This is a genomic window from Enterobacter sp. Lyrl_3 (assembly GCF_051948675.1).
GTDB classification, from domain to species: Bacteria; Pseudomonadota; Gammaproteobacteria; order Enterobacterales; family Enterobacteriaceae; genus Enterobacter; species Enterobacter cloacae.
Genome location: NZ_JAYJLI010000001.1, coordinates 12,011 through 38,771, shown reverse-complemented (window position 1 = coordinate 38,771; position 26,761 = coordinate 12,011). Strand labels below are relative to the sequence as shown.

The following is a 26,761-nucleotide window of genomic DNA, read 5'->3' as shown; positions in this document are numbered from 1 at the left end:
TGTATATGGAGTATTTATTTCCGAAATGTGGAGGAAGTGTGGAGAAAATAACCTAAGGGGTTCGGTTGTGGCAGAAATGTTTATAAAAAGTCGTCGCCCAACGGCACTTTTTTGTCGTGCGTGGGTCTTAGACTTTTATAAAATGACGTATAGCGTATTTTCTCAACATAATAGAGACGCTTTCAGTTCCTGTGGAGATAAAATGTACAAAAATAATTTAATCCTTGTCGCCGAAGATGAAGATGAAATCGCCGATATACTGATGAGCTACCTGCAGCGGGCTGGGATGAAAACGTTAAGGGCAACTGATGGTGAGCAGGCGATAAACCTGACGCGTCTGCATAAACCGGATCTCATTTTGCTGGATATCCAGTTGCCGGTATTTGATGGTTGGAGCGTTCTTACCACGCTGCGCCGGGAGAGTACGGTGCCTGTTATTATGGTCACCGCCCTCGATCAGGATGTTGATAAACTGATGGGATTGCGCCTGGGCGCTGACGACTACGTGATCAAGCCTTTCAATCCCTCTGAAGTTGTCGCGCGAGTCGAAGCCGTACTGCGCAGGACGAAGGCTCACGTTCAACAGGTGGCTGCAATGCCGCTCAGGACGCCCTTCATCACAGTCTACCCGGATGATTTCTATATAGAAGTTACGGTGGGGGAAGAGGTGGTTTGCCCGGTATTGACCACCACAGAATTTAAATTGCTGACTTACCTGGTCAGGAACCCAAGAAAGGTCTGCTCTCGTGAGGAATTACTCAACGCCTGCCTGCCGGAAGGCGATACCTTAGACAGAACGGTCGACAGCCACATGAGCAAACTGCGTAAAAAACTGGAGCTTGCAGGTCTTCATGGTGTGCCAGAAAGCATTAGAGGAATGGGCTACCGGCTGGGAGAAAAGAAATGAGCAGAGAATCTGTTCTGAGCCGCCAGATTCTGACCTACATGTTAACGCTGGCATTGATGATTATCGCCATCGCTATCCTGGGGTCCTGGCTGTTTTACAGCTTCGTACTCGATTACCTTCCGGGCGGCGTAGCGGCCGGTAACGATGAAAATATGACGATGTGGGACTGGGTGTGGATCGTGACGGTCTCTGCAATCAGTGTGATGATTTCCCTCTTTTTAACCGTAAAGCTGTCATCGCGCATCCTCACGCCATTAAACGCGGTTGCCACAAGCCTGAAACGCATCTCGCAGGGCGAGTTGGATGCCAGGGCCTGGTGCGCCAGTTCCCGGCTTGGCGAGATAAATCATCTCGTCAACGACTTCAACGAAATGGCTGAAAAATTACAGACGCTGGACAGTCAACGTAAATCCTGGAATGCGGCGATTGCGCATGAGCTGAGAACACCCGTCACGATTTTACGCGGGCGGCTTCAGGGGCTCGTCGACGGTGTTTTTACGCCTGAACCCGTTCTGTTTAATAACCTGCTTAAACAAACCGAAGGGTTGGCGCGGCTGATAGAAGATCTCCGGGTTGTCAGCTCAGACGGCGGTGCCGGTTATACGTTATACAAGAGTGAAATCGATCTGAAGGAAACCCTCGAAACGGCGCTGGAAACCTTCAGACCCGAGTTTGAGCGTAAGCAATTTACTCTTCGTACCGAACTTAAAGCCCAGCGGTGTCTCTGCGATCCGCTACGTATTAATCAGTGCTTAACCGTGCTGTTCGACAATGCGCTGCATTATTCGACATCACGCAAACTCATCGTAAAAAATGGCGTGTTTGGCAGAGAAAATTACATTCTGATTCAGGACGAAGGGCCGGGCATTCCGCGCGAATTTCATGATTTTCTCTTCCAGCCCTTTCAGCGGGATAAAGGGGCAAGACAATTGAATCCTGAAGGGTGTGGTTTAGGGCTGTCGGTGGTCAAAGCCATCATGTCTGCGCACGGTGGCGATGTCACCTATGTATTGACGAAGCAAAACCACTCCCTCTTCAAATTAACCTGGCCGAACGCGTCGTAACTGCGTACAGGCTCAAATGAGCCTGTTTGCGACGGGCGTCATTTGCCACATTTCACCTAACCTGGCATCCCATTCCGGCGGCGTGATAGCCAGTTTGCCCCGTTTCGGGCTTAACGTTATCTCGCTGAAGTAGATCTCGTCCCGGGTTAGCATGAGGTCGACACGGCAATAGTCAATCCCCAGGGCCAGCTCTTGCGCCGCCAGCAGCGCTTCCTGATAAGAGGCGGGCTTGGGTATGTCCTGCGGAGTGTTGGGATATTCCATCTGGAAAGGCAGCAACTGCCAGTGGCGATCGTAAACGTTGATAAAACCATTGCCGTTTTCATCAGTGAAATCAGCTTCCATAAACTGCGCGACACCGTGGAAACAATGAATCCTCAACATTTCGGGTGTTGTGTTTTTGTCCGCGTCATTAAAGAGATCGATATACTTCTCGCACAGAATAACAGGAGGGATGTTTTTATATTGCCATTCCCGTGTGGTGTAATATAGATTTCTCTTTAATGCCAGCCGAAGCTTGTTTTGCGATTTTTTAAGGTCAAATTCAGCTTTGTTTGTGCATATGATCGCGCTTCCACTGTCATGGTTGCACTTTAACACAAATTTATGCGGCAGTTTCGTCATGTCGATGTGCTCAACGCGACGGTATACGCCAATCAATGGAACGATTTTTAGACGTTGCGTTCTCGACAGGACATATTCCCGCACAGCCAGTTTATCCGCCAGCATCGTATAATGCGCATTATGGTCATAGACCAGACGATGACAAATTTTTTCGTTCAGGGTAGCAGGTGATTTTATATCAAATGTGTCGCCGTGGGTTGCTTTGAGACGGGACAGATGAAAGTTAATGTCTGATATTAAATAAGACCGACACTTCCTGAACAGATACTCAAGGTGTTTTAAATAATATGTGGTTTTGTTCATTCTTTCCTCCGAAATATCTGCATATTCTGAAGGAGAAGGATTGATTCTTATTGCCTGGAGTATGGAGGAAAAATGGAGAGCCGCTTATAAAGCGGATGGCGATGTGCAACGCAAAATAAAAGGATTAAACGACCTGTTTAATCCTTTGAAGTCCTGAGTCGAAATATTCGCTGTCGCGTGAGACGCCTGACGGGCGGTTACCGATCCTTTCTCCATGCATCAGCAGTTAGCGCTTCACCAAAATGTCCGGCAATCAGGCGTTTTGTTAAATCGTGGAGTGGGGAAGCCAGCACATCCGCCGTGCTGCCGCGCTCGACAACTTCTCCCTGATGCATGACCATCACCTGGTCGCTGATGTGTTTCATCATGCCAAGATGTTGGGTCACGTAGATATAAGAGATCCCCTGTTTTTCCTGCAGTTCCAGCATCAGGTTAATTAACTGCGAACGCATCGACATATCCAGTGAGGCGAGGGCTTCGTCAGCAATAATCACCTTCGGGCGCAAAATCAGGGCGCGCGCCAGCCCCAGACGCTGCTTTTGTCCCGGAGCCAGCATATGCGGATAGTAACTTTCGTGATCGGGCAGCAGTCCGACCATACGCAGGGTCTCAAAGATACGTTTACGGCGAGCGTCAGGCTCCAGATCGGTATTCAGCCGCAGCGGGAAATCCAGGATCTGCGAAATACGCTGGCGCGGATTGAGCGAGGTGGAGGGATCCTGGAAGATCATACGGATGCGCTGGCTGCGGAAGGAGTAATCGCCGAATGCCAGCGGATGATCGTCAATCAGCACTTCACCGCCGCTTGGCTCAACCATGCCCGCCAGCATCTTAGCCAGCGTGGATTTGCCGGAACCATTCTCGCCAATAATTGCCAGCGTCTGCTTTTCGCGCAGCGTAAAGCTCAGCGGTTTCACCGCTTCCACGGTCTGGCGATGGAACAGCCCGGTGCGGTAGCGAAAGGTCTTACTCAGGTTGCGTACTTCCAGTAAGGTTTCGACCATTTCACTCTCTCTCCATGTTCAGCGGGAAATGACAGGCGTAAAGATGGTTTTTCGCCCCCGTCAGACGCGGCGTTTCAATACACTTACGCTGAGCATACGGGCAACGTGGCCCAAGACGACAGCCTATCGGCAATGATTCCAGAAGCGGGATCGCACCCGGCAGCGTGTTCAGACGGCTCTTGTGCGGCATGGCGCTGCCAAAATCCGGGATCGCACGAATCAGCGCCTGCGTATAGGGGTGGTGCGGCGTGGTGATCAGATCTTCACTGGGGGCGGTTTCCACCGTTTGCCCACAGTACATCACATCAATTTTATCCGCCCATTTGCTGAGCATTTGCAGGTCGTGACTGATCAGCAAAATGGTGGTGTTGTTATTCTGATTCAGCCGCGTCAGCAGACGAAATATCTGCGCCTGCGTGGTCGGCTCCATCGCGTTTGTTGGTTCATCCGCAATCAACAGACGCGGCTGATTGGCCAGCGCGATAGCGATCATCACTTTCTGGCATTCACCGTCGGTGAGTTCGTAGGGGAAACTGCGCATTGCGTCTTTATGATCTTTGATCCCGACGCGGTGCAGCAACTCAATAGCGCGGCGTTTGCGCCAGCCGAAACGCTGCCACCAGCGGCCTTTATAGGTCCAGCCGGGGATATTCTGCATCAGCTGCTTACCTACGCGCTCGGACGGGTCAAGGCAGGATTGTGGCTCCTGGAAAATCATCGAGACGTTATGGCCCACCAGCTTGCGACGCTCGCGCGGAGAGAGGCGCAGCAGGTCAATATCATCAAACCGCATGCGGTCGGCGGTGACGCGCCAGTTGTCTTTCGCTACACCACAAATGGCTTTGGCGATGAGGCTTTTCCCGGAGCCGGATTCGCCCACCAGCCCGCGAATTTCACCTTCAGCAAGGGTAATGCTGATTCGATCGACAGCCTTAACCCAGCCCTCACCGGTTTTAAACTCGATGGTGAGGTTGCGGATATCAAGAAGCGGCATTATTGCACCCCCGCATTAATTGCGCGGCGAATACCGTCGCCCAGCAGGTTAATCAGCAACACGCTGACCATAATGGCCGCACCCGGTAACATAACTGTCCACGGGGCGACGTAGATAAGCTCCAGCGCATCGCCCAGCATCGCACCCCATTCCGGTGACGGCAGTTGGGCACCCAAATCGAGGAAACCCAGCGCAGCGATATCCAGTATCGCCATCGACAGGGCGCGGGTGATCTCGGTGACCAGCCCGGCTGCGATATTCGGCAGGACGGCAAACCAGAGAATATTCAGCGTGGTGGCGCCGTCCAGACGGGCAGCAACAACATACTCTTTCTCCAGTTCGTCATGCACCATGCTGTACACAGAGCGAACGATACGGGGCAGGATTGCCAGCCACACGGCAAACATGGCATGCATCAGGTGCGGCCCGGCAAAGGCCACCACAATGATCGCCAGCAGCAGCGACGGGATAGAGAGCAGGGTGTCCAGAATGTGATTCAGCACCGCCGAGCGCAGACCGTGGGTGGAGCCAGCAAAAATGCCCAGCGCCAGACCGCAAGCTGTGGCGGCAAGCGTCACCACAAACGCGCCACCCACCGTTGGGGCGGCACCGCTCAGCAGGCGGCTCAGCACATCACGGCCCAGATCGTCGGTGCCCAGGAAGAAGGAAACTTCCCCATAGCGCGACCACGACGGGGGCAACAGTTGATAGCCGAGGAACTGCTGGTCGATACCGTACGGCGCAAACCACGATCCAAATACGCACAGCAAGACCAGACCGGCACAGCCGTACAGACCGATCATTGCCGTGGTGTCACCATAGAATTTACGCCACACGGTACGTAGCGCACCGGGCGTGCGCTTTTCACTGTATACGCTATCGTAGGGCATATGAATCCGTTTTAAGTTTGTTTGTCATGCTTTATGTCTTTTGAAAAATTCCGCCATTATCAACATCTTGCCTACTCTAAGTGCTTTATTTTTGTATATCGCGCATTAATTTGAAGGTTATCAATTTACGCAAAATGTGTACACTATTGTGTATATCTTTTCCCGGAGTGTACACATTGCTAACCGATACAAAACTGAGAAAAGCTCTTGGCAAAAAGAGAGACAAAATCGAGGTCATTTCAGACGCTCACGGCTTGAATGTCAGATTGTCTACATCCGGCAGTATAACATTCTTTTACCGCTACAGATGGAACGGAAAAGCGGCTCAATTGACGATCGGCGATTATCCGACCATATCCTTAGCTCAGGCGCGAGAGCGTAGACAGCAGTTCAGAATCTGGCTTAAAGAGGGGTTCGATCCGAGACGACAGACCGTACTGGAGAAACAGAAAAGAACTGATGCGATTACCGTAAAAGAAGCCTTTGATTACTGGGAAAAGCATTACTGCGTTCCTGAAGGCCTGGTAAAAATCCACGTGAACCGCCGGGACTTCAACAACCATATCAATCCTGTGCTGGGGAATATGATCATAGATCAGACCACAAAGGCGCATTGGCTTAGCCTGTTCGACGGTATGGGAAGAAGGGTGGTTACAGGGCAAATGTTAGGGTTGATGCAGCGTGTTTTTCGTTTCTGCTCTAACAGAGGAATAATCAACCTAAACCCAATTGAGAGTCTCAGGCGATCTGATGTGGGGCTCACCGCGGCAGTTAAAGACCGAAGATTGAGCGACGAGGAGATCAAAACTGTCTGGAATGCTTTGCCTGAGATGAAAGAACGACAACAGCTGATCATGAAATTTCTCATTCTGACCGGTTGTAGGAGTACGGAAATAAGAACGGCAAAGTGGGAATGGTTCGATTTTATGGACCAAACATGGACCATTCCAGCAAGTGATTATAAAACAGGTAAATCCGTCAGGAGAGCGTTGCCGGATGCTGTTATAAAGCTAATGAAATCTCATAAAGAAACATCAATGTCAAAGCATGTAGTTACGTTGTCACGCTATAAGGGGCCAGAGGATGACAGGCCGCCTCTTCAGCCTAACGTTGCGTTATTTTCTGCCCAAATAATCTCCAAGACAGGAATGAAGCCGTGGTCCCTCCATGACCTTCGACGAACCGTGGCGACGCGACTTTCTGAATTAGGTGCGCCGCCACATGTTGTTGAGAAACTGCTTGGCCATCATATGGCAGGTGTCATGGCGAGGTATAACCTGCATGACTACATTGATGATCAGCGCCATTGGCTTGCGGTATGGCAGAACCATTTGGAGAAACTGGTTGGTCATCCTCTGGTTTGATGCCCACTTTTTCTTCCCACTCCAGGAGGTCTGAAAGTCTCCAGCGCTTCGGGCTTCCATTTATCTTCGGCTTCGGAAATGGTTGTGAAAAATATGCCGGCATTCTGGAAGGGGTGCTCCAAAAGTACAGCGTGCTCCGCGAAATTTTGTATCTTGATAAAACTTCACTGGTGATCAAGATATCAACATTCGTATAAGTTGTTTCATTCATATTGCACCTCTCAGTTGCATTGTCCCGGCAGATTGCGCAGCCTGCGGGCACCATTCATGGCTGTCGCAACGTAGCTGGCCCGGCGGTTAACGACTTCCACTGTTACCTTTATTCCATCAACCACTACGGTGTATGTGGTCTTGGTTTTCTGTCTGGCGAATTCACCGTAAGTTTCGACGTGCTTCGCGAGAGCGGCATCACATGCCTGGCGAGCCAAAGGGGATTGCTTACTGCCTCGATTAATCAGTCGCATTTCTTCTCCTTGAGGGAGGGCTTCCCCTCCCGATCTCGTTAGTCCACGTATTCCGGTTTACAGCCTGCTGCCGTCCTGGTTTGCGTGCGAAATCAATCATTCTCACCCTCGTTTGCCTTATCGCCGGCCAGCGGAACATTTACACCTGATGCGCGTTAATCTCTCCACCTCATCCGACTCTTCGTATGCCGTCGGCGGCTACTTCGTGGGCGTCCTGCCTTGGTGGTTCGTAGTGCGTCTTGGTGAGTTAGATTAAATCACTGGTTTATATTGATGTCAACTCATGGTTAATGTTGATTGTAAATCTTAGGTTTATATAGCTGGATTTTGTGGCGCGCCTCCCGAATCGCAGGCAAAAAAAAACCGACGCCAAGGTCGGGACGGGGGAGTTCTGGGCGTTAGTTTGGCGGATGAGCTGGTGGGTGAGGGTATAAAAATCCCGGCGCGGTGGCCGGGTTACTTGGAATGTTCACGCAGGTAGATAAAGATAGGATTGCGGTGGTTTGATGTTACACCCTAAATCTGAAATCGGAATGGGCTCTTGATAGCGCTCAACTTCTCCGATTTTTATTGCGTACGCCTTGTCTCTTCCTGAGTAGTAGCTATCAAAAAACTGCTTCGAAATGCCGGCATATTTTTTTGTTTCTTTCCAAAGCGACTCAGGCTCACCGGAAAGTATCGATTCAATCTGGAATTGGCCTACTACTTTACCAAGGGGCATTGTCGCATAGATCACAACAATACTGATTTCTTGATTTTTGAAGATCCCTTTGCGAAATTCAAATCGCTTGGTCCCGTCCAAAATTTTTTCAGCGAATTCTGGTTTAATGGACAATAAAACTTTCATTTACGTGACCTAACTGTATGATCTTGGAAAACTGCTCTTCGGTAAGTTCAAAATGACTCCATCTAAAACCACGAGTTCCATTTAAACCAACCTGATCTATTAGGGTAGCACGATTAGGGCGTTTCGGTAAAGATATGTTATAAGAAAAGCGGATTACATATGGATAGCGCTTATCCCTATAATAACCTCTAAGTTCTTCTTCGGAAAAGACGCTAAAGCGAAGGCAATATTCTACAAAACTATCTTCATCTCTAAAGTCATTTATATTTCTTACTGATTCGACGACGCAAATTGTTGTGGCAACGGCGCGATAATGTGCAGGTCCATTGCCATCACCAGTGCGGTAAATTACGATGATGTCACCTTTGGCCATGCGATTTACGGTCGGCATCCCGCAAATATAGATCTTATGAATACTGTTTGCGTGAGAGATATCCTTAACGATATCAGGGGACTCATTTATTAATTTTGAATCTGGAAATAACCTAGTATGGTATTCAGGATAAATGGCTAACAAGTATTTATTGGAGTCGCCGATTAATATCCTTGGATAATCTAAAAGTATATCGCCGTACACGTCATGTAAAGAACGAGCATATACATATTCTTTACCATTTTGAGTTTCTTTTTCACCATGTACGTAAAATCCGTACGTCTGAAATAATTTTATAAGATGAGCGTGTTTATCAAAAACAGTAACATACATATCATCAGAACCTGATGAGAAGGCATGGTCAAAAGCCTTTTTTAAGAATCTCTGGCCTCTGAGCGTACCTTTTGACTCAAACTTAAAAGTCCCAATCTTTAAGTGGCGTCCTTCAGGCAGTTTGGGTTTAATATCTTCGGCATCGTCATTCTCTTTGAGATACATAAATCCTTCAATTTTGCGATGCTCATCATAAAGAACATATGCGGATTCATTTGCATCAGCTTTCTTCCTGAGCCAGTCAGGAAACTCCTTATAATCCTCTTTTAAGGAGTCAAAGAAAGGGTCGTTGTGATCAAAATCAGAAAATTTCTCATACTTTAAGCTGTCCATGTTTACTCCATGTGTAATCGGAAAACGTAAGCCAATAACGATCTATGAGTTATGTCGATTTAGAACGTTAATCATCACCCTTGATACGCCGGCCCATGTACTTAGCATACAATTCGTCAAGTTCCTTCAAGCGTAGCGATACAATCCGCAACATATTTTTCTGTTCTTCTTCTGGTAACTGACGGTAAAGCTCCAGCAAGCGTTTTTCGTCAGGCTTCAGACCATCTTTCTCGCCAACGTCCTCACCGAGTAACCAGGCGACAGAGATGCCTACAGCGTCGGCTATGGCCAGTGCCGATCTCTTACTAATCACGCCCTTTTTGAACCAGCCATTTACGGCCTGAGGGGTGACTCCAGCTATCCGTGCCATGTCTGCTTTGGTAACGCCGCGATCATTGATCTCAGTAAGGCGTTCAACCAGAACGAGGTTGGGTTCTTCTTTTTTCATAGAGTCATTGTAAATATTTGGTTTATACACACAATAAATCCAAGATTTGCATGTAATATAAATCTGTGGTTTACTTCTGCTGCCAATTAGCAGGAGAAGCACATGTCCGCACTCGATAAAGCAATTAAAGCCGCTGGCTCTGCCAGAAAGCTCAGCATCGCGCTTGGTGTGACGAGTATGTCTGTAAGTCATTGGAAAAATCGTGACCAAGGGATCGTCCCGCCAAGCTATATCTTCCCAATTTTCAAAATGACAGGCGTAACCCCCCATGAACTGCGCCCAGATCTCTACCCAAACCCAAGTGACGGTTTACCTAAACAGGAGCCTTAACAATGCAAACTGTTTCATTTCAACAGAGTAACAGAGCTTCCTCTAATCCAATGATATTCCCGTGTCATCAAAGCGAATCTACAGCGCAGGATATTGCTCATCGTGATCTCTGCTCTGCGGTCCGGGCGTGGGCGGCAGCAGAAGGGCGCGTAGCTGTAGCACTTCAAATCCAAGAAGCGGCGGAAGAACTTCAAATTGATGGCGTGGATTTCTCAGGCCAGGCCGATGTCTGGAACGTGAAGCTGTTCCGCTGGCTCGACAACAAAGAAGACTCCGCATCCTACCGTAGAAACGTCGAGCAGTTGGTGCCCGCGATCATGTCTGTATTGCCGCTTAGATACCGCGACCGCGTCGTAAAGAACGACTCGTTTGCGTATCGCATGGCCAGATTAGAAAAAGAGGTGAGTGAGGCGAAACAAGCTCTGATGCTCGATGCACCGAAGAAGGAAAAACTGAAGGAGTTAGGCGAGGGGATTTTCGAAATGTTCAGAGTCGATCCGGACCTTACGGCGCCGCTGTTGGCGATGGTCACAACCATGCTGGGGGCAATGTGAAGACTTCAGAAAAGGCGAAAGTCGGTCTGCGCGAACAGAACCGACTTTCAGGTGCAAAAACGGAGTGTAATTGCGGAGCTAAGTATGTCAAACACAGCTGAAATTATCAATTTCCCCAACAGAACCGAACAACCGGGAGGTCGTATGGCCGACCTGTCGAACGGGTATACCAAGGTCGCTAACGAGATCCAACAGCTCAAGCCTCGTCTGAGAATGTCAGGCCGGGAGTGGCAGTGTTTTGAAGCGGTGATCTGGCTTACCTACGGCTGGAACAAGAAGCAGGACCGCGTTACGAACACGGTGATCGCCGAGCTTACAGGATTGAGTGATTCGCATGTTTCTGATGTGCTCAAATCACTCGCAGAACGCAAAATTATCTTCAGTCAGAAGCAGGGCGTTATGAAAACGGTCGGTATAAATACTGACCTTTCCGCCTGGATTTTAGACAAACCGAAAACGGGAAAAGCCTTCCCGAAATCGGGAAAAGTGTTACCGAAAACGGGAAAAACCTTCCCGGAAACGGTAGACACCCAAGACTATAACAAGAACAATATTAAAATATCCTCGTCTCGGAATTCTGACGAATCCCGAAACCAGAAAACTCAAAAGTTTCTCTCACGTCATCCAGAAGCTGCCGCCGGGATATACACCCCGGCAGGTAAATCATGGGGATCCGCTGACGACCTCAAGGCCGCGCGCTGGATTTACGACAGGCTTCTCACCGTCAACGCATCGCTATCTGAACCCAACTGGGCTGAATGGGCAAACACAATCAGGCTGATGCGTGTCCAGGACAAGCGTACTCACTACGAAATCTGTGACCTGTTCCAGTGGGCCAACCGGGACGAGTTCTGGAAAGACAACATCCTGAGCCCTTCGAGTCTCCGCAAGCAGTGGGATCAGCTCACTACGAAGCGGCTGCGTGCAACCGGAACGGCAAAGCCATCCCGGAGCGGCATCAACCTGCATAACACCGACTGGATTGACGGGGTGCTGGAATGAAAAATCTTGCCGAGAGCATTCGCAATTTTGACCGGGAACAGGCTCGCCGTGTGGCGCACAACCTGCCTGAGCAGTACACCGAACGCGAACAAACGCAGCAGGTGGCTCAGATTATCAACAGGCTGTTCGTACAGCTGGCAGCCGCGTTCCCGGCAAGCTTGGTTAATCGCAGCCAGGAAGACGTGAACGAGATCCGCCGTCAGTGGGTGCTGGCCTTCAAAGAAAACGGGATCACCACTCTGGAGCAGGTTGAAGCCGGCATGCGCATGGTGCGCCGTCAGGAACGCCCATTCCTGCCTTCGCCAGGCCAGTTCATCAAGTGGTGCAGGGAAGGGCGCTGCGTGCTGGGGATCACCGTCGCTGATGTGATGGCCGAATACTGGAAGTGGCGCAAGCTGGTGTTTCGGTACCCGAGCAGCGAGCAATATCCGTGGCCGAAGCCGGTTTATTACCACATCTGCCTTGAGCTGCGTCGCCGCGGAACTGATGGCCAACTGAGCAACAAAGAGCTTGAGCGTGAAGCTGGAGAAATACTGGGTATGTGGGAAAAGCGGGTGCTGGCCGGAAAGCCGATTCCGCCTATTCGTCGGGCGTTGGCTGCGCCAGTTGATCCGAAAGGGCCGACACCGGCGGAGCTTTTGAAAGCTAAATATCAGCGGATGAAAGCAGATGGCAGGGCATAGTGAGGAAATGGTCTGTTATGAGCGAGAAGCGGACTCTACCGTGGATTTTATCAACACTCAGGGATTGCTTTTAAAAATTGTTATCCAGTTTTACTGCATGAGGTATCCCATAATTGTCCTACCGTTTTACTCATTTTTTGTCTCTTTTATCTATGACATCAATGGTTAAGATTACAACGTCTGAGCAGACGTACTAATTTAAATTCTGTCATTCAGTCGTAGCGATTCTGTGAGGCATCTTTTTATTTTAAACAACTCAAAAAGGTGGAAATAACGATGAAGCGTCCAAACTGGTTTCAAGTTTCCGATAAAGGTGGCAAGGCTATAGCAGCGCTCCATCATTACGCCACTACTGGTACAGGTTTACCTGCCGAGCTGATCCATTTAATTTTTTTAAGAGTTTCCCAGATCAATGGTTGTGCGCACTGCATAGATATACATACTCGCGATCTTATCAAGAGTGGCATGTCCGTCGAAAAGATTGTATTGGTGCCTGTCTGGCGAGAAGCTACCTATTTATTCTCGGATATAGAGCAAGCTGCCCTCTCATGGGCGGAAGAAGTTACCCGTGTTAGTGAAACACATGCTTCCGATGAAGCATATTCCGTAGCGCTTTCTGTATTCGGTGAAAAAGATTTGGTTGAACTTACCATTGTTATTGCCACCATGAATGCCATTAATCGTATGGGTATTAGTTTTCGAATGAAGCCGCTTGCTAAAGCTTGACAGATGTAAATAGCTCCCATAAGGGACTCTGGAGCTATATTAAAGTCTGCTTCTGGCACACAAATGACATCCCAGCCTGTGCATGACCGTAAAAACTACCTTCACTTGATAAGCCGCATCGGGTTATGACGAGGCGCTTGTGTGACATGCTGGAAAACCAATTTAGGCGTTTACTGAAAGCCTGGTTGTCCTCAAGTGAAACGACCCTTAGAAATTTCTATGGCGAAATAATCACATAAGTCTTCTCCACGTGTGTTATAAGCGAGTTTGAAATCGCCACCACTGGCGGTTAAGAGGCATCTCATGAAACTACGCATCACAAGAGCAATCGGCCTCAGCAAGTTCTCGCCACGTTGGGTTAAGGTTATCTGTTTACGGTTGACTAAAAACGATATTGAGCGCTCCCTCAACGCTCTTCTGGCCACAATCGATGAATCTGAACTTACCCCTGAGCAAGTCAAAGCATTAAGGGAATGCATTGACAGAATTAACATCGCAAGGGGGAAGGGTATGCAGGCGTGAGCACGTTTGATAAAAGGTAAGCCAGCACTGTATATGCGCGGCACGTTTGCTGCGCAAGTATCGCTGACTGCTCGATACCAGCTGAGCTTTAAAAGCCAAATATGATTGGATGAAAGCTGGTAGGAGGGTATGGGGATGTGTGAGCGAAAATGAGACCAACTATTTAAGCCTGCTCCGTTTACCGCATCTCAACTGAGTTCTTTCTTCTTTGCGTAGCAGGCTAAATCTTCATTTAGCTGGAGTTAGCATACGCCGCAACCCTGAACGGCATTGAACAATACGTGCAAGAAATCCAGCAAAAGCATAGATTGAAAGGCTCTTGACCTCAAGTTAACTTGAGTTTTTAAGATGGCGACTCTGGAGATAGTCAAAGGATTAGCCTAATGAAAGATATTGATGTAGGTTTTACGCACGTTGCGTTTGTTGTTAGAAATTTGGAAAAAAGTATTGATTTCTATAGCCGTTATGCTGGCATGGAAATCGTACACAGGCGAGAGCCTGATCTTCCGGAGGTACGTAAAGTCGCGTGGTTAAGTGACCGAACTCGCCCTTTTGCACTTGTCCTTGTCCAGGTTGATGCTGTGACTGACACCCCTCTGGGTAATTTCGGTCACTTGGGAGTAGCTTGTTCAAGCATTGAAGAAATCGACAATAAGGTAGCGATGGCCAGAATGGAAGGCATCTTGCGAAAAGAACCGGTTCAGGCAGGCGAACCGGTAGGTTATTATGTCTTCTTCGCTGATCCTGATGGTAACACACTTGAACTTTCTTATGGTCAGAAAGTCGGGATCGAGGCTTTCCGTCAGGATGATAAAGTGCCTGCATCTCAGTAAATTTCGATAACCGGTTGGATTACATTACGCACTGGTAATGTTTCATGTCGTTTTAGAGCTTGCTGACAAATTTGTTGCTTAGTAACAGCAAGCTCCATAATAGCCTTTACGAATTTTCATTTTATAAATCTCATATCGAAACCACAATTTAGTAGTGAAACTGCACTAAACTCCTCTGAAATCTATTCAACATAACTATTGTGTAGACCACCAAATCTGAGATCTGTCCCAAATCGTTCTTAAAACCGATACCTGCAAGCTTGGAAGCGCTCCATCCTTCTAACACTCTTTAATCGTTGCAAAATCCGTAAGATACGTTTATAAATATACTGTATATGCATACAGGTGTTCATTGCGGAGGGAAAAATGAAAATCGAGTTAGCCATTGATCGCATGAAGAAACTTCCTGATGGAGCTATACCTGCACTAGAGTCAGAACTGCTCAAAAGGCTCAGCAAGCAGTTTGATAATTGTCAGCTAACGATCAAGCGTGCCAGCAATGATGGTCTGAGTGTTTTCGGGGGCGACAAGAAAGAGGTTGAGCAAATCGTGCAGGAGACCTGGGAAAGCGCCGACGAGTGGTTTTATTAATCGCGTGAATTTCACTGGAGCAGTTTCAAAGAGTATCGCTGTTTGCGTTCCCCTGGCTGTTCCCGATTACTGTTTACCGCGTCAATAAGTCGCTCTGGGGGAAATAGTGTGTAGTGCAGATGCCTTTAATGCAGATGATCAATGGTACGACGTGGTCAGAAGGGCCGATAAAGCAGTTATCTATAGCTTCCCGGCTGAGGGCAGATATCTGGTTTATCGAGTAAATGGAATAGTTTCATTACGACCGTTGCTCGAAGAGGAAGAAATATTCACTCTCAACGGGTTTATGCAATTTGCAAAACGACTGGGGTACCGAGTTACACCACCGTCTGATATTATTCTTTCATAGGCCTGAACAACCTATACCTGATGCGCCACGGAGAGAACCATGGCGCTAGAATTACAACTTATCAAACACCATTCAGGAATACTGATCCCGGCTACGCCCGAGACCAGGGATATCCTGCAATCAAAAACCCGGCTCGGCGATATTCTTGTTGCCGAGTTCAGGCGGGTACGAAACCCGGCATTTCATCGGCGCTTTTTCGCGCTTCTCAATCTCGGTTTTGAATACTGGGAACCAACCGGCGGGGCTATCTCGAGTAACGAGAGGAAGCTGATTACTGGCTACGCCAAGTTCTTAGCTTCGTATGCCGGCAATGAGGGCGCGCTGATCGATGCTGCTGAGCATTATCTTGAGCAGGTTGCATACCGCCGGGTCACAAATGGCATTAGCCTGTGCAAATCCTTTGACGCTTACCGCTCCTGGGTGATCGTCGAAGCAGGGCACTTTGATGCCATTCAGCTGCCTGACGGCACACTCAAAAAGCATCCTCGTAGCATCTCGTTTGCCAACATGGACGAACTCGAGTTTCAGCAACTCTATAAAGCTGCGCTCGATGTTCTCTGGCGCTGGGTCCTGTCCCGTTCATTCTGCAGTCGCGATGAGGCCGAAAATGTCGCCGCTCAGCTGCTTGGCTTTGCGGGGTGATGGAATGAAGTTTACATGGTTCCATCACACCGATTGCAGCACCGAACAGGCCGACGAACTGGTTAAGCGTTACAAAGCGCGCGGCGTGCGAGTAGAGCGCAGCCTAAACCAGGATTATGTGACCTGGACTGTCAGTGCATTCCTTCCGACCTCAAATACTCCAGCGCGCCCGGATAGCCGCTGGCGAAACCGGATGTGGGGGTAAACGTGAAGACATATCAAATCACTTTGCCCTGGCCGCCGAGCAATAACCGGTATTACCGGCACAACCGCGGGCGCACGCACATTAGCGCTGATGGCGTAGCGTACCGCTACGCGGTTGCCAGTGTCATTCGAAGCGCCCGGCTTAATATCCGGACGGCCGCACCACTCAAAATCCGTATCGATTGTCACATGCCCGACCGCCGGCGCCGTGATCTGGATAACCTGCAGAAGGCTGCATTCGACGCTTTAACCAAGGCGGGGTTCTGGCTGGACGACTGCCAGGTTATTGACTACCGCGTTGTGAAAATGCCTGTCGTTAAGGGCGGAAAGTTAGAACTCACCATTACCGAGCTGGAGACCGCATGAATCTTGAAAACACCCTCAAATATCACTTCGCCAAATCGACGATGATTAGCGACTCTCCTCGTGCTACGGCATCAGATGCATTAACCGGTTCGGATATTATGGCTGCGATGGGCATGACGCAGGAACGGGCCGCCATGGGTTACAGCGCTTTTCTCGGGAAGATGGGTATCAGCAACAATGACCGGGAGAGGGCGATTGAGTTGCTGGCCCAGTACGCGCTGACTAAGTGCGATCGGGTTGCGGCATTACGGAAGCTTGATGCAGAGATTAAACCACTGGTGATGCATCGGTTGGCCAGCTTCGCTTTCGAGGATTATTCCCGCAGCGCCGCCAGCGTGAAGCAGTGTGATGGCTGCAATGGGGAAGGGTTTGTAGACGCTGAGGTTTTCAGCACGAAGTCTCACACTCTGGCAAAAGAGAAAAGATTCGTGAAGATGTCTCTGAATATGGGCGTCGAAGATTTTCGACCTTCTGAGCATGAGGTACGGAGGCAGGTTAGGGAGGTAGCGCGCGTTCTCTGCCCTCAGTGTAAGGGTAAGAGGGTCGTTAGTTGTGCCTGTAAAGATTGCCATGGACGCGGGAAAGCCGTCAATCAGGCCCTTACAGAACAGCAGGGTGTTCCGGTTATGGCCGATTGCAAGCGTTGCAGCGGGCGGGGGTATGAACGAATCCCATCAACTGAGGCTTACGCCGCGGTATGCCAGATAACGGATGAAATCAGCCTCGATACCTGGAAGAAGTCAGTTAAGCCCCTTTACGATCAACTCATCACCAAGTTTGATATCGAAGAGGCATGGGCAGAGGAGCAACTTAATCAGATAACAAAATAGGGCGTTATTTTATCGTGAGCTATTTACTTTTCCCGAATCTGTGGTAGTTTTGCTCTAACGATGGGTTATTGCCTTCGTTTAAAGCCCTGCGGTTAACACCGCGGGGCTTTTTTATAAGCTAAGCATGGCATTACCCAAATGTTCTCGTCACTCTCAAAAATCAACCTGAATAGACGTAAAAAAGCATAGCTATACGAATAAGTATCTAGATTCAAAATGAGACAATGACTACCTCTTAACTACCATCGAGGTTAGTGTCATGCAAAAACGAGGATTTGTACTCTATCTGGTCGCCATTATTGTTTTTGGATTGTTTATACAAATCGCACCAGGAGAGCTTCTTACTGGTTTCAAAAACGCCTTCGGGGATGCCTTAGTGGGCATAATTGGGCCCAACAGATAAAATGTAGCTTAACGCTCCTCGTTATCAGGCGGGATGTTTGACTTAATCCATTTTGAAGCATTTCTAACGCCATACTTCTCGCCGCTGCTATAAACTGAACTAATAACAGTGAGGAGATGGCAATGACAGAAGGTTTCTACTGGATTCAGCACAACGGCAGAGTGCAGGTTGCTTACTACACCAATGAGGTTACTGATGATCTTGAAACGGGACTTACTTTTAATGGTATTTGGCACCTGACACAGGGTGACGACATCTGCGATAACGGAGAGGCCGAGGTGATTGAAGGCCCTCTGCCTGTACCATTTAAATGAATATATTCATCTGATTACGTGGCAGATTCTTCATACTGCACATAAGCTTCTTATGCATCCTGCAGAATGGATGTTTCTGAAAGCGTTTTTGTGGTGGATCCCCCTAAGCGGAGGGGCGATTCAGCAGGACATTTCTCCAGAGTGTCCAACCAGCGCGCGGGAATGAGTGCTGTGATCATTTCCACCGGGAGGCACCCGGCACCACACCCTCAATTATTTCCAACTTAGCGATCTATGCCTGCTTTTCCGAGCAGGCTTTTTTTTGCCAATGATGAACAGTATTGACCGAGTGAATATTTCATGCGTAATTTATGCGTGTGGTGAATCCTTTCTAAGCGAAAGGGCGTTCCAGTCAACTGCGCTCTGCAGGTATGCACGCGGCCTTGCTCACTGGGGTAGGGTCACCGGGAGGCACCCGGCACCATGACAATAACAATACAGTTTCAATTTCCTTGAGAGCCTGCCGTAAAAAAGCAGGCCTTTTTTTATGAAATTTTAAACTGCTGCTACGCTTGAAAAGTGGGTCGAAGATAACTGCCTGATGGTTCTCCAGAACCAAACGTGAATAAGCCGATACAGTTTCACTACTGAGCATAGGTACTACTCGCACCTACCTTACCAATAGTCAACTCATTAGCCCGCCTTCAAAAGCGGGCTTTTTTTATTCACTCAAATCTTCTGAATGGGGTGGGCATAATTAGAGGTGGATGAATGTCTCAATGCGTTTCTGGCACTAATGTCTTGACTAGTGGCATTGGTAGCCAGATGTAAGCACTAAAAAGTGCGGAGAACGACATCAATCCTCTCCGCATTAATAAAGCCAGTGCATGCCCGCTTGTATGTCTTATATCCCTAAGAAGATTTTCTTTAACTTAACCCAAATGATAACAATAGATAACTATTTGAATAGTTAATTATTTTAATGGGTTAAATAGCTCTCTTAAGGATTATTTAATTTATTGCACTCCTCATGAGAAGGGCGCTCAAGCAGGTTTAGATCATCATAAGGTTGCCGTTTGGCAGCCTTTTTTTATTTCTAGCAACAGCACCCGCACTTAGCGAGGTGAGAGACCATGAAAATGAATGATTCAGGGAACATCTTCACGCAGTTCTTCGCGTGGGTAGCAGCTCTGGCGTCAGCCATTGGATTTACCACTCAGGATCTGGTGTTCATGTTCTTTGGCGCTGCTGGTCTGCTTATCTCGCTTGCCTCCTACATTAACGGGCGGGTAGATGCAAACCGCAGGCGTAGAGAGGATGAGAAGCGAACAAAAATGGTCAATGACTATCTGAAAGGTGTTGGTGATAAACCCCTTCACGAGCGTCCTGCTGCTGCAAGCGTGGTCGTTGAGGCCTTACAAAAGGAAGGTGAGTGATGGGATCCAGAGCAAAGTTGAGTACCGCAGTTCTGGGGCTGATACTAGCTGGTGCTCCTGCATCCGTAATCCTCGACCAGTTTCTGAATGAGAAAGAGGGTAACAGCCTCACGTCCTATAAAGATGGTGGCGGTATCTGGACTATTTGCCGCGGCGCAACGATGGTTGATGGTAAACCGGTTGTGCAGGGCATGAAATTGACTCAGGCCAAATGCAATCAAGTGAACGCCATCGAACGCAATAAGGCTCTGGCGTGGGTTGACCGCAATATTGCGGTACCGCTTACCGAACCGCAGAAAGCTGGGATCGCATCCTTCTGCCCGTACAACATCGGGCCGAGTAAGTGCTTCCCGTCCACGTTCTATAAGCGCATTAATGCCGGTGACCGCCGCGGGGCATGCGAGGCAATCCGCTGGTGGATTAAAGACGGTGGTCGCGATTGCCGCATGACTAAAGGTCAGAAGAACGGCTGCTACGGTCAGGTGGAACGGAGAGACCAGGAAAGCGCGCTGGCGTGCTGGGGGATAGACCAGTGAAAATTAATCCGGGTATTATCGGCGTTGTCATTATTGCTGGCCTTTCGGTCGCCCTCGTTAAGAGCTGCTTGGAGGCCAGTAATCTTCAAAGCGAAAACGACGTTCTGCGAAGTGACAATTCTCTGCAGGGGCAGGTTATCGCTACCCAGGCATTCAACTTCAATCGATTCAATCAGGTTGCAGAACATGCCAATAGGCTCAACTCCCTGATTGACACCAGCACCGAAGAAACCGTAATCGAATACCGGGAGATTCTCCGCCGTGAAAAAACCTGTGATCTGCCTGTTCCTGCTGACATTGCTGGTGGGCTGCTCAAATACGCGCACCGTTTACGTGCCAGCGCCATGCACACCGATTCCAATGGACCTGACACAGCCGATGATCGTGCCGTTGCCACCAGCTCCATGACGTACTGCCAGGCAGTATTGTGGATTAAGCCGCTATTGGCTGTAATTGAAAAGGGAAACAATAATTTCGCTGGCATAAGGCAGATCGAGTTGGAAAGAAAGAATTAGGGATGGCTCGTCCTTGAGCACACGGGTATTTCTGAACGACGGCTTTACCTGACATAGCAAAGCCACCTTTTAACTTTAGAAAACACACAATATTTAGCAAGCGAAGCGCCACTATCCAAAAAAAAAGCCCTCGCAAGGAGAGCTAAAGGAGTCTCAGTTTCACATGCTCTTTTTATCGATGATTCCCTGGAGTTGGCATTCTCCGCATCAGAGTCCTGAACAGTTTGGCAGTCAGGCAGTAATCAACAAGCATAAGCGCTAGTGATTAAGATAATCCTTACCTAATCATTTGGGCCGGGCAGTAACATCAAATGCTCTGATTATCCATAGGGCTGACATAGCTACTGTAAAGGTATAGAGTTGAGGTGTCTTTATGGAATGAGGATTAACATGAAAGGTAAAGTGATTATCGCTGCTATGGCTTTGGTTTCGTTCAGCGCTGTTGCTGAGGAAGGGCAGTATCTTTCTGACTTCGCCAGTGCAAAAAGCACGTCTAAGAGCTACTCCCAACTGATAAGTCAAAATAAACTACCTGCATGGGTAAAAAGTGGTGGCACAAGCACACCATCAACCGAAGTAACAGTTGCGGGCAAAAAGTATATTGCTCTGTCAGGGTGTAAACCACACAGTTGCCCAGAACAGAATATTGCTGTTCTCTACTCACCTGATAACGGTGATATCCATGGTGTGTTTTCTGATTTCAATGCAGAAAAGAACCAAGAGACATTGACCTGGTTAAACGTGGATCCGATTGATTCTGATGCGATGAAAAATGCGCTTTTCAATCGACTGTACGGCAATTAAATAACCCATGCTTCAAACTGTAATCCACCAGTTTGAAGCTTCAATACACGAATCAATCGTCTCACAGTGTGTTGGTCGCTCACATCGCACCTTCATTCCGCTTAACTTTAGCAATGAATTCCTCTGTGATTGATAGACCCGCTATGATTTCCGAGTTTAAGACGGAAGCACCAAATTTGCTTACAAGGTCAAGAAGAGTTTCATATGTCTGAATCAGTTCCATTAGATCGGAAATCACTAATTGATCATGCTCAGTGCGCAAATGAGACCAGGAAGAGGCTTGATGCACTATCCACTCGAGATTGGCCTTGATTTTCTGTACGTCATCGTAGTTATACATATTTCATAAGCTTAAATCCTCATTTCAAGATTTCTTTGAGAAAAATACTTCATTGCTTCAAATACTGAAGCTGTGAGTGACGTCTAAAGTTCATTCAGTTTAGAGGTAACAATGGCTAAGCCGGACTGGGGCGAGCTGCAGAAGCGGTTCCTGTCTGATCACGCTGCTACTGGCATATCCCCTAAGGAATGGTGCGAGGCACATAACCTTAATTATGTAACTGCTCGCCGCTATATCAAGAAAACTACTGCGCAAAATACAAAAATTTACCCGCGAAAGATAGCGCGCGCTGCGCAGAAAGATAAATGCGCAGATGAGCTGGTGGACACAATGCTAAGCGCGAAGGTAAAGCGCTTTATTGCTGAATACCTGAAGGACAATAACGCCACGGCCGCCGCTGCGCGTGCTGGTTATAGTGACCCAAACTACGGTCGTCAGCTCATAGCGAATCCTAACGTTGCGCAGTCTATTGCGCAGCAGCAAAAAGCATCCATTATGCGTACGCTTGGCAGTGCCGATGAAGTCCTCGCGCAGATGTGGCAGCTCGCCACCTTCGATGCAAACCAACTCTCACAATACCGCCGCGGCGCGTGCCGTTACTGCTGGGGCTTCGGTCACCAGTATCAGTGGCGTGATGCCGTGGAGTTCGAAGAGAAAAGGCTCGAGGCAGTTGAGCGTGACAGACGTGAACCCGAAGATTCCGGTGGTTACGGCTACGACCACAATAAAGAGCCCAATCCAGAATGCCCGCGCTGCAACGGCGATGGTATTGGCCAGCCTTACTTCCCCGATACGCGCAAACTCCCGGCAGCTTCTCGTCTCGCTTACTCCGGCGTGAAGGTCGGCAAAAATGGCGTCGAAATCACAGCGATAAGCCGCGAACGAATGTTCGAAGCGGTAATGAAGCGCCTTGGCCTGGCTGATAGCGAGTTCGCGCTGCGCCTGCAGCAGATTGAAATCGAACGTCGGCAGCTGGAGGTTGAGAAGCTCCGTAAAGAGCTGGCGGGTGATAGTGACGACGACGAACCAACCCCAGTTCAAATCAATATCAACGTAGTGGACGCGAGGGCGGAAGATGGGGATCAGCCCGACACTTAACATTCCTCAGGCGCGTTTCCTCGCGATGCAGCACAAATTCAAAGCCTATGTTGCCGGGTTCGGTTCTGGTAAGACGTGGGTGGGTTGTGGCGGCATCTGCAAAGGGATGTGGGAGCACCCTAAAATCAACCAGGGTTATTTCGCGCCAACATATCCGCAGATCCGTGACATTTTTTACCCGACGATTGAAGAGGTGGCCTTTGACTGGGGCTTGAATGTCAAAATCAACGAGGGGAACAAAGAGGTTCACTTCTACGAGGGGCGACGATACCGCGGGACAACCATTTGCCGCTCGATGGAGAAGCCCGGTTCGATAGTTGGTTTCAAAATCGGTAACGCGATGGTGGATGAGCTGGACGTCATGGCGGCTGCCAAAGCGCAGCAGGCGTGGCGAAAAATCATTGCTCGTATGCGTTACAAGGTTGATGGTCTGCGTAACGGTATTGACGTCACGACCACGCCAGAAGGGTTCAAGTTCGTCTACCAGCAGTTCGTGAAGGCGGTGCGTGAAAAGCCAGAGCTTGCGGCGCTGTATGGACTGATTCAGGCCAGCACGTTCGACAATGCGAAGAATCTACCGCCTGATTACATCCCGTCGCTGCTGAGTTCTTACCCAGACGAACTGATTCAGGCATACCTGCGAGGGAAGTTCACCAACCTTAACAGCGGGACTATTTACCACACCTTCAACCGCAAGCTGAATAACTGTTCTGACGAGATTCAGGACGGGGATCCGCTGTTTATCGGTATGGACTTCAACGTAGGGAAAATGGCCGCGATTGTTCACGTAAAGCGTAACGGCTTGCCGCGTGCGGTGCGTGAGCTGGTGAAGGTCTACGACACACCGGCAATGATTAAGCGCATTCAGGAAGAGTTCTGGCGCTACGAGGAGGGGCGATATGTGAAGAGCCGAGAGATTTACATCTATCCGGATGCCTCTGGTGACTCACGCAAGTCGCAGAATGCCAGCAAGACCGATATTGCTCAGCTCAACGATGCCGGATTCAGCGTCATTGTTGATGATGCCAACCCGCCGGTTAAGGACCGTATCAACTCGATGAACGCCATGTTCTGTAACGCCAACGGCGAACGCCGCTATCTGGTGAACGTCCAGAACTGCCCGGTTTATACCGAAAGCCTCGAACAGCAAATCTGGGCGGCCAATGGCGAACCGGACAAATCAGCTGATAACGATCACCCCAATGATGCTGGTGGGTACTTCATCGTGAAGGATTACCCGATTGTGAAACCGGCATACTCAATCACCATGGACACCACTTTCTGATATGGCAAACGACGACATCACCTGGGTTCGACCAGAACACCGGGCGGCTTCTGCTGCCTGGCGGAAATACAGGGACTTTTGCAAAGGGGCCGAGGCCGTAAAAGCGGCAGGTAATAAGTATCTGCCGTATCTCGACCCAACCGATAAATCATTACGCAATAAAAAGCGTAATGAGGACTATCTGAGCCGCGCTGTGTTCTACGCCATTGCCGGCAATACGAAGATCGGCATGCTTGGGATGGCGTATCGTAAGGACCCTACGTTTAACGGTCCTGAAAAGCTGAAATACCTGTTGGACAATGCTGACGGGGCCGGTACCAGCATCTATCAGCAGTCGCAACTGGTGACCGAGAACGTGCTGGAGGTGGCACGAGAGGGGCTTTATGTCGACTACGCAGAAGCATCCGATGAGGCGATCATCCTCCGTTATCCGGCAGAGAACATTATCAACTGGCGAACAAAGCGAATTAACGGACGCGATCAGCTGGTGCTGGTGGTCCTGCGCGAATGCGTTGAAGAGCCGGATGGTTACGCTTACAAGGATGAAATCCAGTATCGCGAGCTGGCGCTTGAAGAAGGGCGGTTCATATGCCGCGTATGGCGCCGGGCTGGTGGCACAGCAAGCGGAACCTACACCGTTGACAGTGAGTACCACCCTAAGCCGAAAGGAAAGGACTTCTGGGACGAAATCCCTTTCACCTTTGTCGGTGCTCAGAACAACGATCCCACTATCGATGATTCACCGTTGGCTGCGCTGGTGGAGATAAACCACGGTCATTACCGAAACAGCGCTGACTATGAGGATAGCGTGTGGTTCTGTGGCCAGGTGCAGCCTTATATGACTGGGCTTGATACCAACTGGCGCGATCACCTTGAGAAGACCGGGGTGAAAATTGGTTCCCGTTCACCACTGATGCTTCCCAGAGATGGGTCGTTTGGTTATGCCCAGGCACAGCCGAACATGCTGGCTAAAGAGGCCATGGACAGCAAGCGCGATTACATGGTGCAGCTGGGCGCCCGACTGATTGAGCAGAACGCCACGGCGAAGACGGCAACCCAGGCGAGTGGTGAGCAGACATCATCAACATCGGTGCTCGGTATCTGCGTTTCAAACGTTTCTGAGGCCTATACGCTGGCGCTGGGATGGTGTGCGAAATACCTCGGCATCAAGGGAGAATCGACGAGCTACACCATCAATCAGGAATTCATCGCGAAGGTTGCTGAGTCGGGCATGGTGACGGCAATCGTCAACGCCTGGCAGTCCGGTGCGCTGCGCGACAGCGATATGATTCGAGCACTGCAGAAGCTTGACCTTATCGACCCGGCAGACAGCCCGGACGAAGTGATTGATGCACTTCGCAACCAAGCCCCCACATTGACCGGTGGCTGATATGGCAACAGTAAACGAAAGCTTGCGCGATGAATCAATCGCACATTCCATCTGGTTAAGCCGCTACGCCACCGGCGTGGCAAACCGGATGGTGAAGTTGCTTAACGAGACGGATGCTGACCTGTCGGCACGTCTACTGGATGCGCTGGACAGATTGCCTCCTGAGAGCTTCACCGTTAGCCGTCTGCAGAGTTTACTGGGCAGCGTGCGCGAGCTTAACCATCAGGCCATAGCCACCATGCAGGCAGGGCTCGAGAATGAGCTGGTGGCGCTGGCAAAGAACGAAGCCAGTTATCAGCTGAGCCTGTTCGATTCCCTTCTGCCATCACAGGTCCTGTCTCACTATCCGCTGCAGGGCATCACCGCCGATATGGTGTATGCAGCAGCAATGGCGCAACCCTTTCAGGGACGACTTTTGAGTGAATGGGCGGAGAATCTGGAATCGGACAGGCTGGCGCGTATCGTGAACGCTGTCCGCAGGGGTTATCTTGCCGGCGACACGGTAGAAACAATCGCACGCAGTGTTCGCGGCCACGCCAACAAAGACTATCGCGACGGCGCGCTGCAGATGAGCAGGGCAAATGCCGCCAGCATCGCTAAAACAGCCGTAAATCATCTGGCTGCCACAGCACGCAACAGCTTCACCAGTGCCAACAGCGATATCGTGAAAGGCAAACAGTGGCTGTCTACGCTGGACAATAAAACAAGTCATGACTGCATTATTCGTGACCTGCTGCGCTACACCCTTGATAACAAACCGGTTGGGCATAAGGTGCCTTACCTGCAGGGACCTGGGAAGATTCATTTCTGCTGCCGTTCTACTGAAACCCTGATCCTCAAGTCATGGCGAGAACTCGGCATCGATATCGACGAGATGGACGAGGGGACTCGTGCCAGCATGGATGGACAGGTACCGGGGAAAACCTCGTATCTGGAATGGCTCGCACGCCAGCCAGCACAACGCCAGGATCAAGTTCTGGGTGCCGAGCGTGGCCGTTTGTTCCGCGCGGGTGAAATCGACCTGGCGGATATGTTCACTGACAAAGGCGAATGGATCAGCCTGGAACGTCTGAAACAGCTCTCAGGTACTGACTACTAACAACCATTACTTTCTTCACGC

General features: G+C 49.5%; 33 protein-coding genes and 1 pseudogene. 25 read left to right on the top strand and 9 right to left on the bottom strand.

The genetic code is table 11. The annotated features are described in order from the left end of the window. Positions 1-202 precede the first annotated feature (202 nt). Entirely contained in the window at positions 203-907 is a 705-nt protein-coding gene (locus VF709_RS00255; protein ID WP_020690953.1) for a response regulator, read from the top strand. After that, positions 904-1,971: an ATP-binding protein gene (locus tag VF709_RS00250; RefSeq protein WP_029883563.1), complete on the top strand. Its 1,068-nt coding sequence runs from the start codon at positions 904-906 to the stop codon at positions 1,969-1,971. Before VF709_RS00255 ends, VF709_RS00250 begins: the two co-directional genes overlap by 4 nt. A gap of 12 nt (positions 1,972-1,983) precedes the next feature. On the opposite strand, the gene VF709_RS00245 is transcribed toward VF709_RS00250, so the two are convergent. The 4 genes from VF709_RS00245 to sapC all read right to left on the bottom strand — a co-directional run bounded on the left by VF709_RS00245 (position 1,984) and on the right by sapC (position 5,786). Further along, positions 1,984-2,898, bottom strand: a complete 915-nt coding sequence (locus VF709_RS00245; RefSeq protein ID WP_149896345.1) for an ATP-grasp fold amidoligase family protein — start codon at positions 2,896-2,898, stop codon at positions 1,984-1,986. 197 nt (positions 2,899-3,095) lie between these two features. Next, positions 3,096-3,902 carry a putrescine export ABC transporter ATP-binding protein SapF gene (gene sapF, locus VF709_RS00240; RefSeq protein WP_013096393.1) on the bottom strand — a complete coding sequence of 269 codons (807 nt, stop codon included), beginning with the start codon at positions 3,900-3,902 and terminating at the stop codon, positions 3,096-3,098. A gap of 1 nt (position 3,903) precedes the next feature. Continuing rightward, positions 3,904-4,896 (bottom strand): peptide ABC transporter ATP-binding protein SapD, encoded by a 993-nt coding sequence (gene sapD, locus VF709_RS00235; protein WP_013096394.1) that lies wholly within the window; start codon positions 4,894-4,896, stop codon positions 3,904-3,906. After that, positions 4,896-5,786 (bottom strand): putrescine export ABC transporter permease SapC, encoded by an 891-nt coding sequence (gene sapC, locus VF709_RS00230; RefSeq protein ID WP_038419668.1) that lies wholly within the window; start codon positions 5,784-5,786, stop codon positions 4,896-4,898. The genes sapD and sapC overlap by 1 nt, the downstream gene beginning before the upstream one ends. A gap of 134 nt (positions 5,787-5,920) precedes the next feature. Here sapC and VF709_RS00225 point away from each other — a divergent pair, with 134 nt between their 5' ends. After that, positions 5,921-7,150, top strand: a complete 1,230-nt coding sequence (locus VF709_RS00225) for a tyrosine-type recombinase/integrase (protein WP_440231014.1) — start codon at positions 5,921-5,923, stop codon at positions 7,148-7,150. Between the two features lie 221 nt (positions 7,151-7,371). Here the strand turns inward: VF709_RS00225 and VF709_RS00220 are convergent, their stop codons facing one another. From VF709_RS00220 to VF709_RS00200, 5 genes and pseudogenes are all read right to left on the bottom strand, one after another. Beyond that, a complete protein-coding gene (locus VF709_RS00220) occupies positions 7,372-7,614 on the bottom strand; it encodes a DUF4060 family protein (RefSeq protein ID WP_323283236.1) in 243 nt (80 codons plus the stop codon). Between the two features lie 49 nt (positions 7,615-7,663). Beyond that, positions 7,664-7,750 (bottom strand): annotated as a pseudogene (locus VF709_RS00215) (hypothetical protein); the annotation flags it as partial. A gap of 333 nt (positions 7,751-8,083) precedes the next feature. Then, on the bottom strand, positions 8,084-8,461 hold the full coding sequence (locus tag VF709_RS00210) for an ASCH domain-containing protein (protein WP_046887732.1): 378 nt from the start codon (positions 8,459-8,461) through the stop codon (positions 8,084-8,086). Continuing rightward, positions 8,439-9,500, bottom strand: coding sequence for an N-acetyltransferase (locus tag VF709_RS00205; protein ID WP_440230624.1), 1,062 nt, complete (start codon positions 9,498-9,500; stop codon positions 8,439-8,441). Before VF709_RS00205 ends, VF709_RS00210 begins: the two co-directional genes overlap by 23 nt. A 67-nt stretch (positions 9,501-9,567) precedes the next feature. Further along, on the bottom strand, positions 9,568-9,978 hold the full coding sequence (locus VF709_RS00200; RefSeq protein ID WP_063149580.1) for a helix-turn-helix domain-containing protein: 411 nt from the start codon (positions 9,976-9,978) through the stop codon (positions 9,568-9,570). A 72-nt stretch (positions 9,979-10,050) separates the two neighbouring features. Between VF709_RS00200 and VF709_RS00195 the strand changes: the two genes are divergently transcribed. The 22 genes from VF709_RS00195 to VF709_RS00090 all read left to right on the top strand — a co-directional run bounded on the left by VF709_RS00195 (position 10,051) and on the right by VF709_RS00090 (position 26,740). Continuing rightward, complete coding sequence (locus VF709_RS00195; protein WP_046887735.1) at positions 10,051-10,278, top strand: transcriptional regulator; 228 nt, start codon at positions 10,051-10,053, stop codon at positions 10,276-10,278. 2 nt (positions 10,279-10,280) lie between these two features. After that, entirely contained in the window at positions 10,281-10,832 is a 552-nt protein-coding gene (locus VF709_RS00190) for a toxin YdaT family protein (RefSeq protein ID WP_440230623.1), read from the top strand. Positions 10,833-10,916: 84 nt separating this feature from the next. Continuing rightward, positions 10,917-11,834: a replication protein gene (locus VF709_RS00185; protein ID WP_440230622.1), complete on the top strand. Its 918-nt coding sequence runs from the start codon at positions 10,917-10,919 to the stop codon at positions 11,832-11,834. Beyond that, positions 11,831-12,517, top strand: coding sequence for a replication protein P (locus tag VF709_RS00180; RefSeq protein WP_440230621.1), 687 nt, complete (start codon positions 11,831-11,833; stop codon positions 12,515-12,517). Before VF709_RS00185 ends, VF709_RS00180 begins: the two co-directional genes overlap by 4 nt. Before the next feature lie 276 nt (positions 12,518-12,793). After that, a complete protein-coding gene (locus VF709_RS00175; protein ID WP_440230620.1) occupies positions 12,794-13,243 on the top strand; it encodes a carboxymuconolactone decarboxylase family protein in 450 nt (149 codons plus the stop codon). A gap of 303 nt (positions 13,244-13,546) precedes the next feature. Next, entirely contained in the window at positions 13,547-13,765 is a 219-nt protein-coding gene (locus tag VF709_RS00170) for a hypothetical protein (protein ID WP_014832178.1), read from the top strand. A gap of 383 nt (positions 13,766-14,148) precedes the next feature. After that, on the top strand, positions 14,149-14,598 hold the full coding sequence (locus tag VF709_RS00165; RefSeq protein WP_048254464.1) for a VOC family protein: 450 nt from the start codon (positions 14,149-14,151) through the stop codon (positions 14,596-14,598). Between the two features lie 366 nt (positions 14,599-14,964). Further along, positions 14,965-15,189: a DinI family protein gene (locus tag VF709_RS00160; RefSeq protein WP_014832176.1), complete on the top strand. Its 225-nt coding sequence runs from the start codon at positions 14,965-14,967 to the stop codon at positions 15,187-15,189. A gap of 106 nt (positions 15,190-15,295) precedes the next feature. Beyond that, a complete protein-coding gene (locus tag VF709_RS00155) occupies positions 15,296-15,538 on the top strand; it encodes a hypothetical protein (protein ID WP_224065701.1) in 243 nt (80 codons plus the stop codon). Positions 15,539-15,577: 39 nt separating this feature from the next. Next, entirely contained in the window at positions 15,578-16,180 is a 603-nt protein-coding gene (locus tag VF709_RS00150) for a DUF1367 family protein (RefSeq protein WP_440230619.1), read from the top strand. 4 nt (positions 16,181-16,184) lie between these two features. Beyond that, on the top strand, positions 16,185-16,385 hold the full coding sequence (locus VF709_RS00145; protein WP_194302151.1) for a hypothetical protein: 201 nt from the start codon (positions 16,185-16,187) through the stop codon (positions 16,383-16,385). A gap of 2 nt (positions 16,386-16,387) precedes the next feature. Continuing rightward, positions 16,388-16,750 carry a crossover junction endodeoxyribonuclease RusA gene (rusA, locus tag VF709_RS00140; protein ID WP_127732789.1) on the top strand — a complete coding sequence of 121 codons (363 nt, stop codon included), beginning with the start codon at positions 16,388-16,390 and terminating at the stop codon, positions 16,748-16,750. Beyond that, positions 16,747-17,580, top strand: coding sequence for an antitermination protein Q (locus VF709_RS00135; RefSeq protein WP_440230617.1), 834 nt, complete (start codon positions 16,747-16,749; stop codon positions 17,578-17,580). The genes rusA and VF709_RS00135 overlap by 4 nt, the downstream gene beginning before the upstream one ends. Positions 17,581-18,105: 525 nt before the next feature. Next, complete coding sequence (locus tag VF709_RS00130) at positions 18,106-18,297, top strand: hypothetical protein (protein ID WP_440230615.1); 192 nt, start codon at positions 18,106-18,108, stop codon at positions 18,295-18,297. Positions 18,298-19,370: 1,073 nt separating this feature from the next. Next, a complete protein-coding gene (locus VF709_RS00125) occupies positions 19,371-19,673 on the top strand; it encodes a hypothetical protein (protein WP_014832171.1) in 303 nt (100 codons plus the stop codon). After that, positions 19,673-20,209: a lysozyme gene (locus VF709_RS00120; protein ID WP_029882063.1), complete on the top strand. Its 537-nt coding sequence runs from the start codon at positions 19,673-19,675 to the stop codon at positions 20,207-20,209. Before VF709_RS00125 ends, VF709_RS00120 begins: the two co-directional genes overlap by 1 nt. Continuing rightward, positions 20,206-20,724: a hypothetical protein gene (locus VF709_RS00115; protein ID WP_014832169.1), complete on the top strand. Its 519-nt coding sequence runs from the start codon at positions 20,206-20,208 to the stop codon at positions 20,722-20,724. The genes VF709_RS00120 and VF709_RS00115 overlap by 4 nt, the downstream gene beginning before the upstream one ends. 390 nt (positions 20,725-21,114) lie before the next feature. After that, positions 21,115-21,528, top strand: coding sequence for an Ivy family c-type lysozyme inhibitor (locus VF709_RS00110; protein WP_014832168.1), 414 nt, complete (start codon positions 21,115-21,117; stop codon positions 21,526-21,528). Positions 21,529-21,979: 451 nt separating this feature from the next. After that, a complete protein-coding gene (locus VF709_RS00105; protein ID WP_440230612.1) occupies positions 21,980-22,966 on the top strand; it encodes a terminase small subunit in 987 nt (328 codons plus the stop codon). Further along, positions 22,944-24,251: a terminase large subunit domain-containing protein gene (locus tag VF709_RS00100; protein WP_440230611.1), complete on the top strand. Its 1,308-nt coding sequence runs from the start codon at positions 22,944-22,946 to the stop codon at positions 24,249-24,251. The genes VF709_RS00105 and VF709_RS00100 overlap by 23 nt, the downstream gene beginning before the upstream one ends. A 1-nt stretch (position 24,252) precedes the next feature. Continuing rightward, the gene (locus VF709_RS00095) at positions 24,253-25,641 is read left to right on the top strand and encodes a DUF4055 domain-containing protein (RefSeq protein ID WP_148790996.1); all 1,389 of its coding nucleotides are present in this window, start codon (positions 24,253-24,255) and stop codon (positions 25,639-25,641) included. A 1-nt stretch (position 25,642) separates the two neighbouring features. Next, positions 25,643-26,740 (top strand): phage minor head protein, encoded by a 1,098-nt coding sequence (locus tag VF709_RS00090; RefSeq protein WP_148790995.1) that lies wholly within the window; start codon positions 25,643-25,645, stop codon positions 26,738-26,740. Positions 26,741-26,761: the final 21 nt, after the last annotated feature.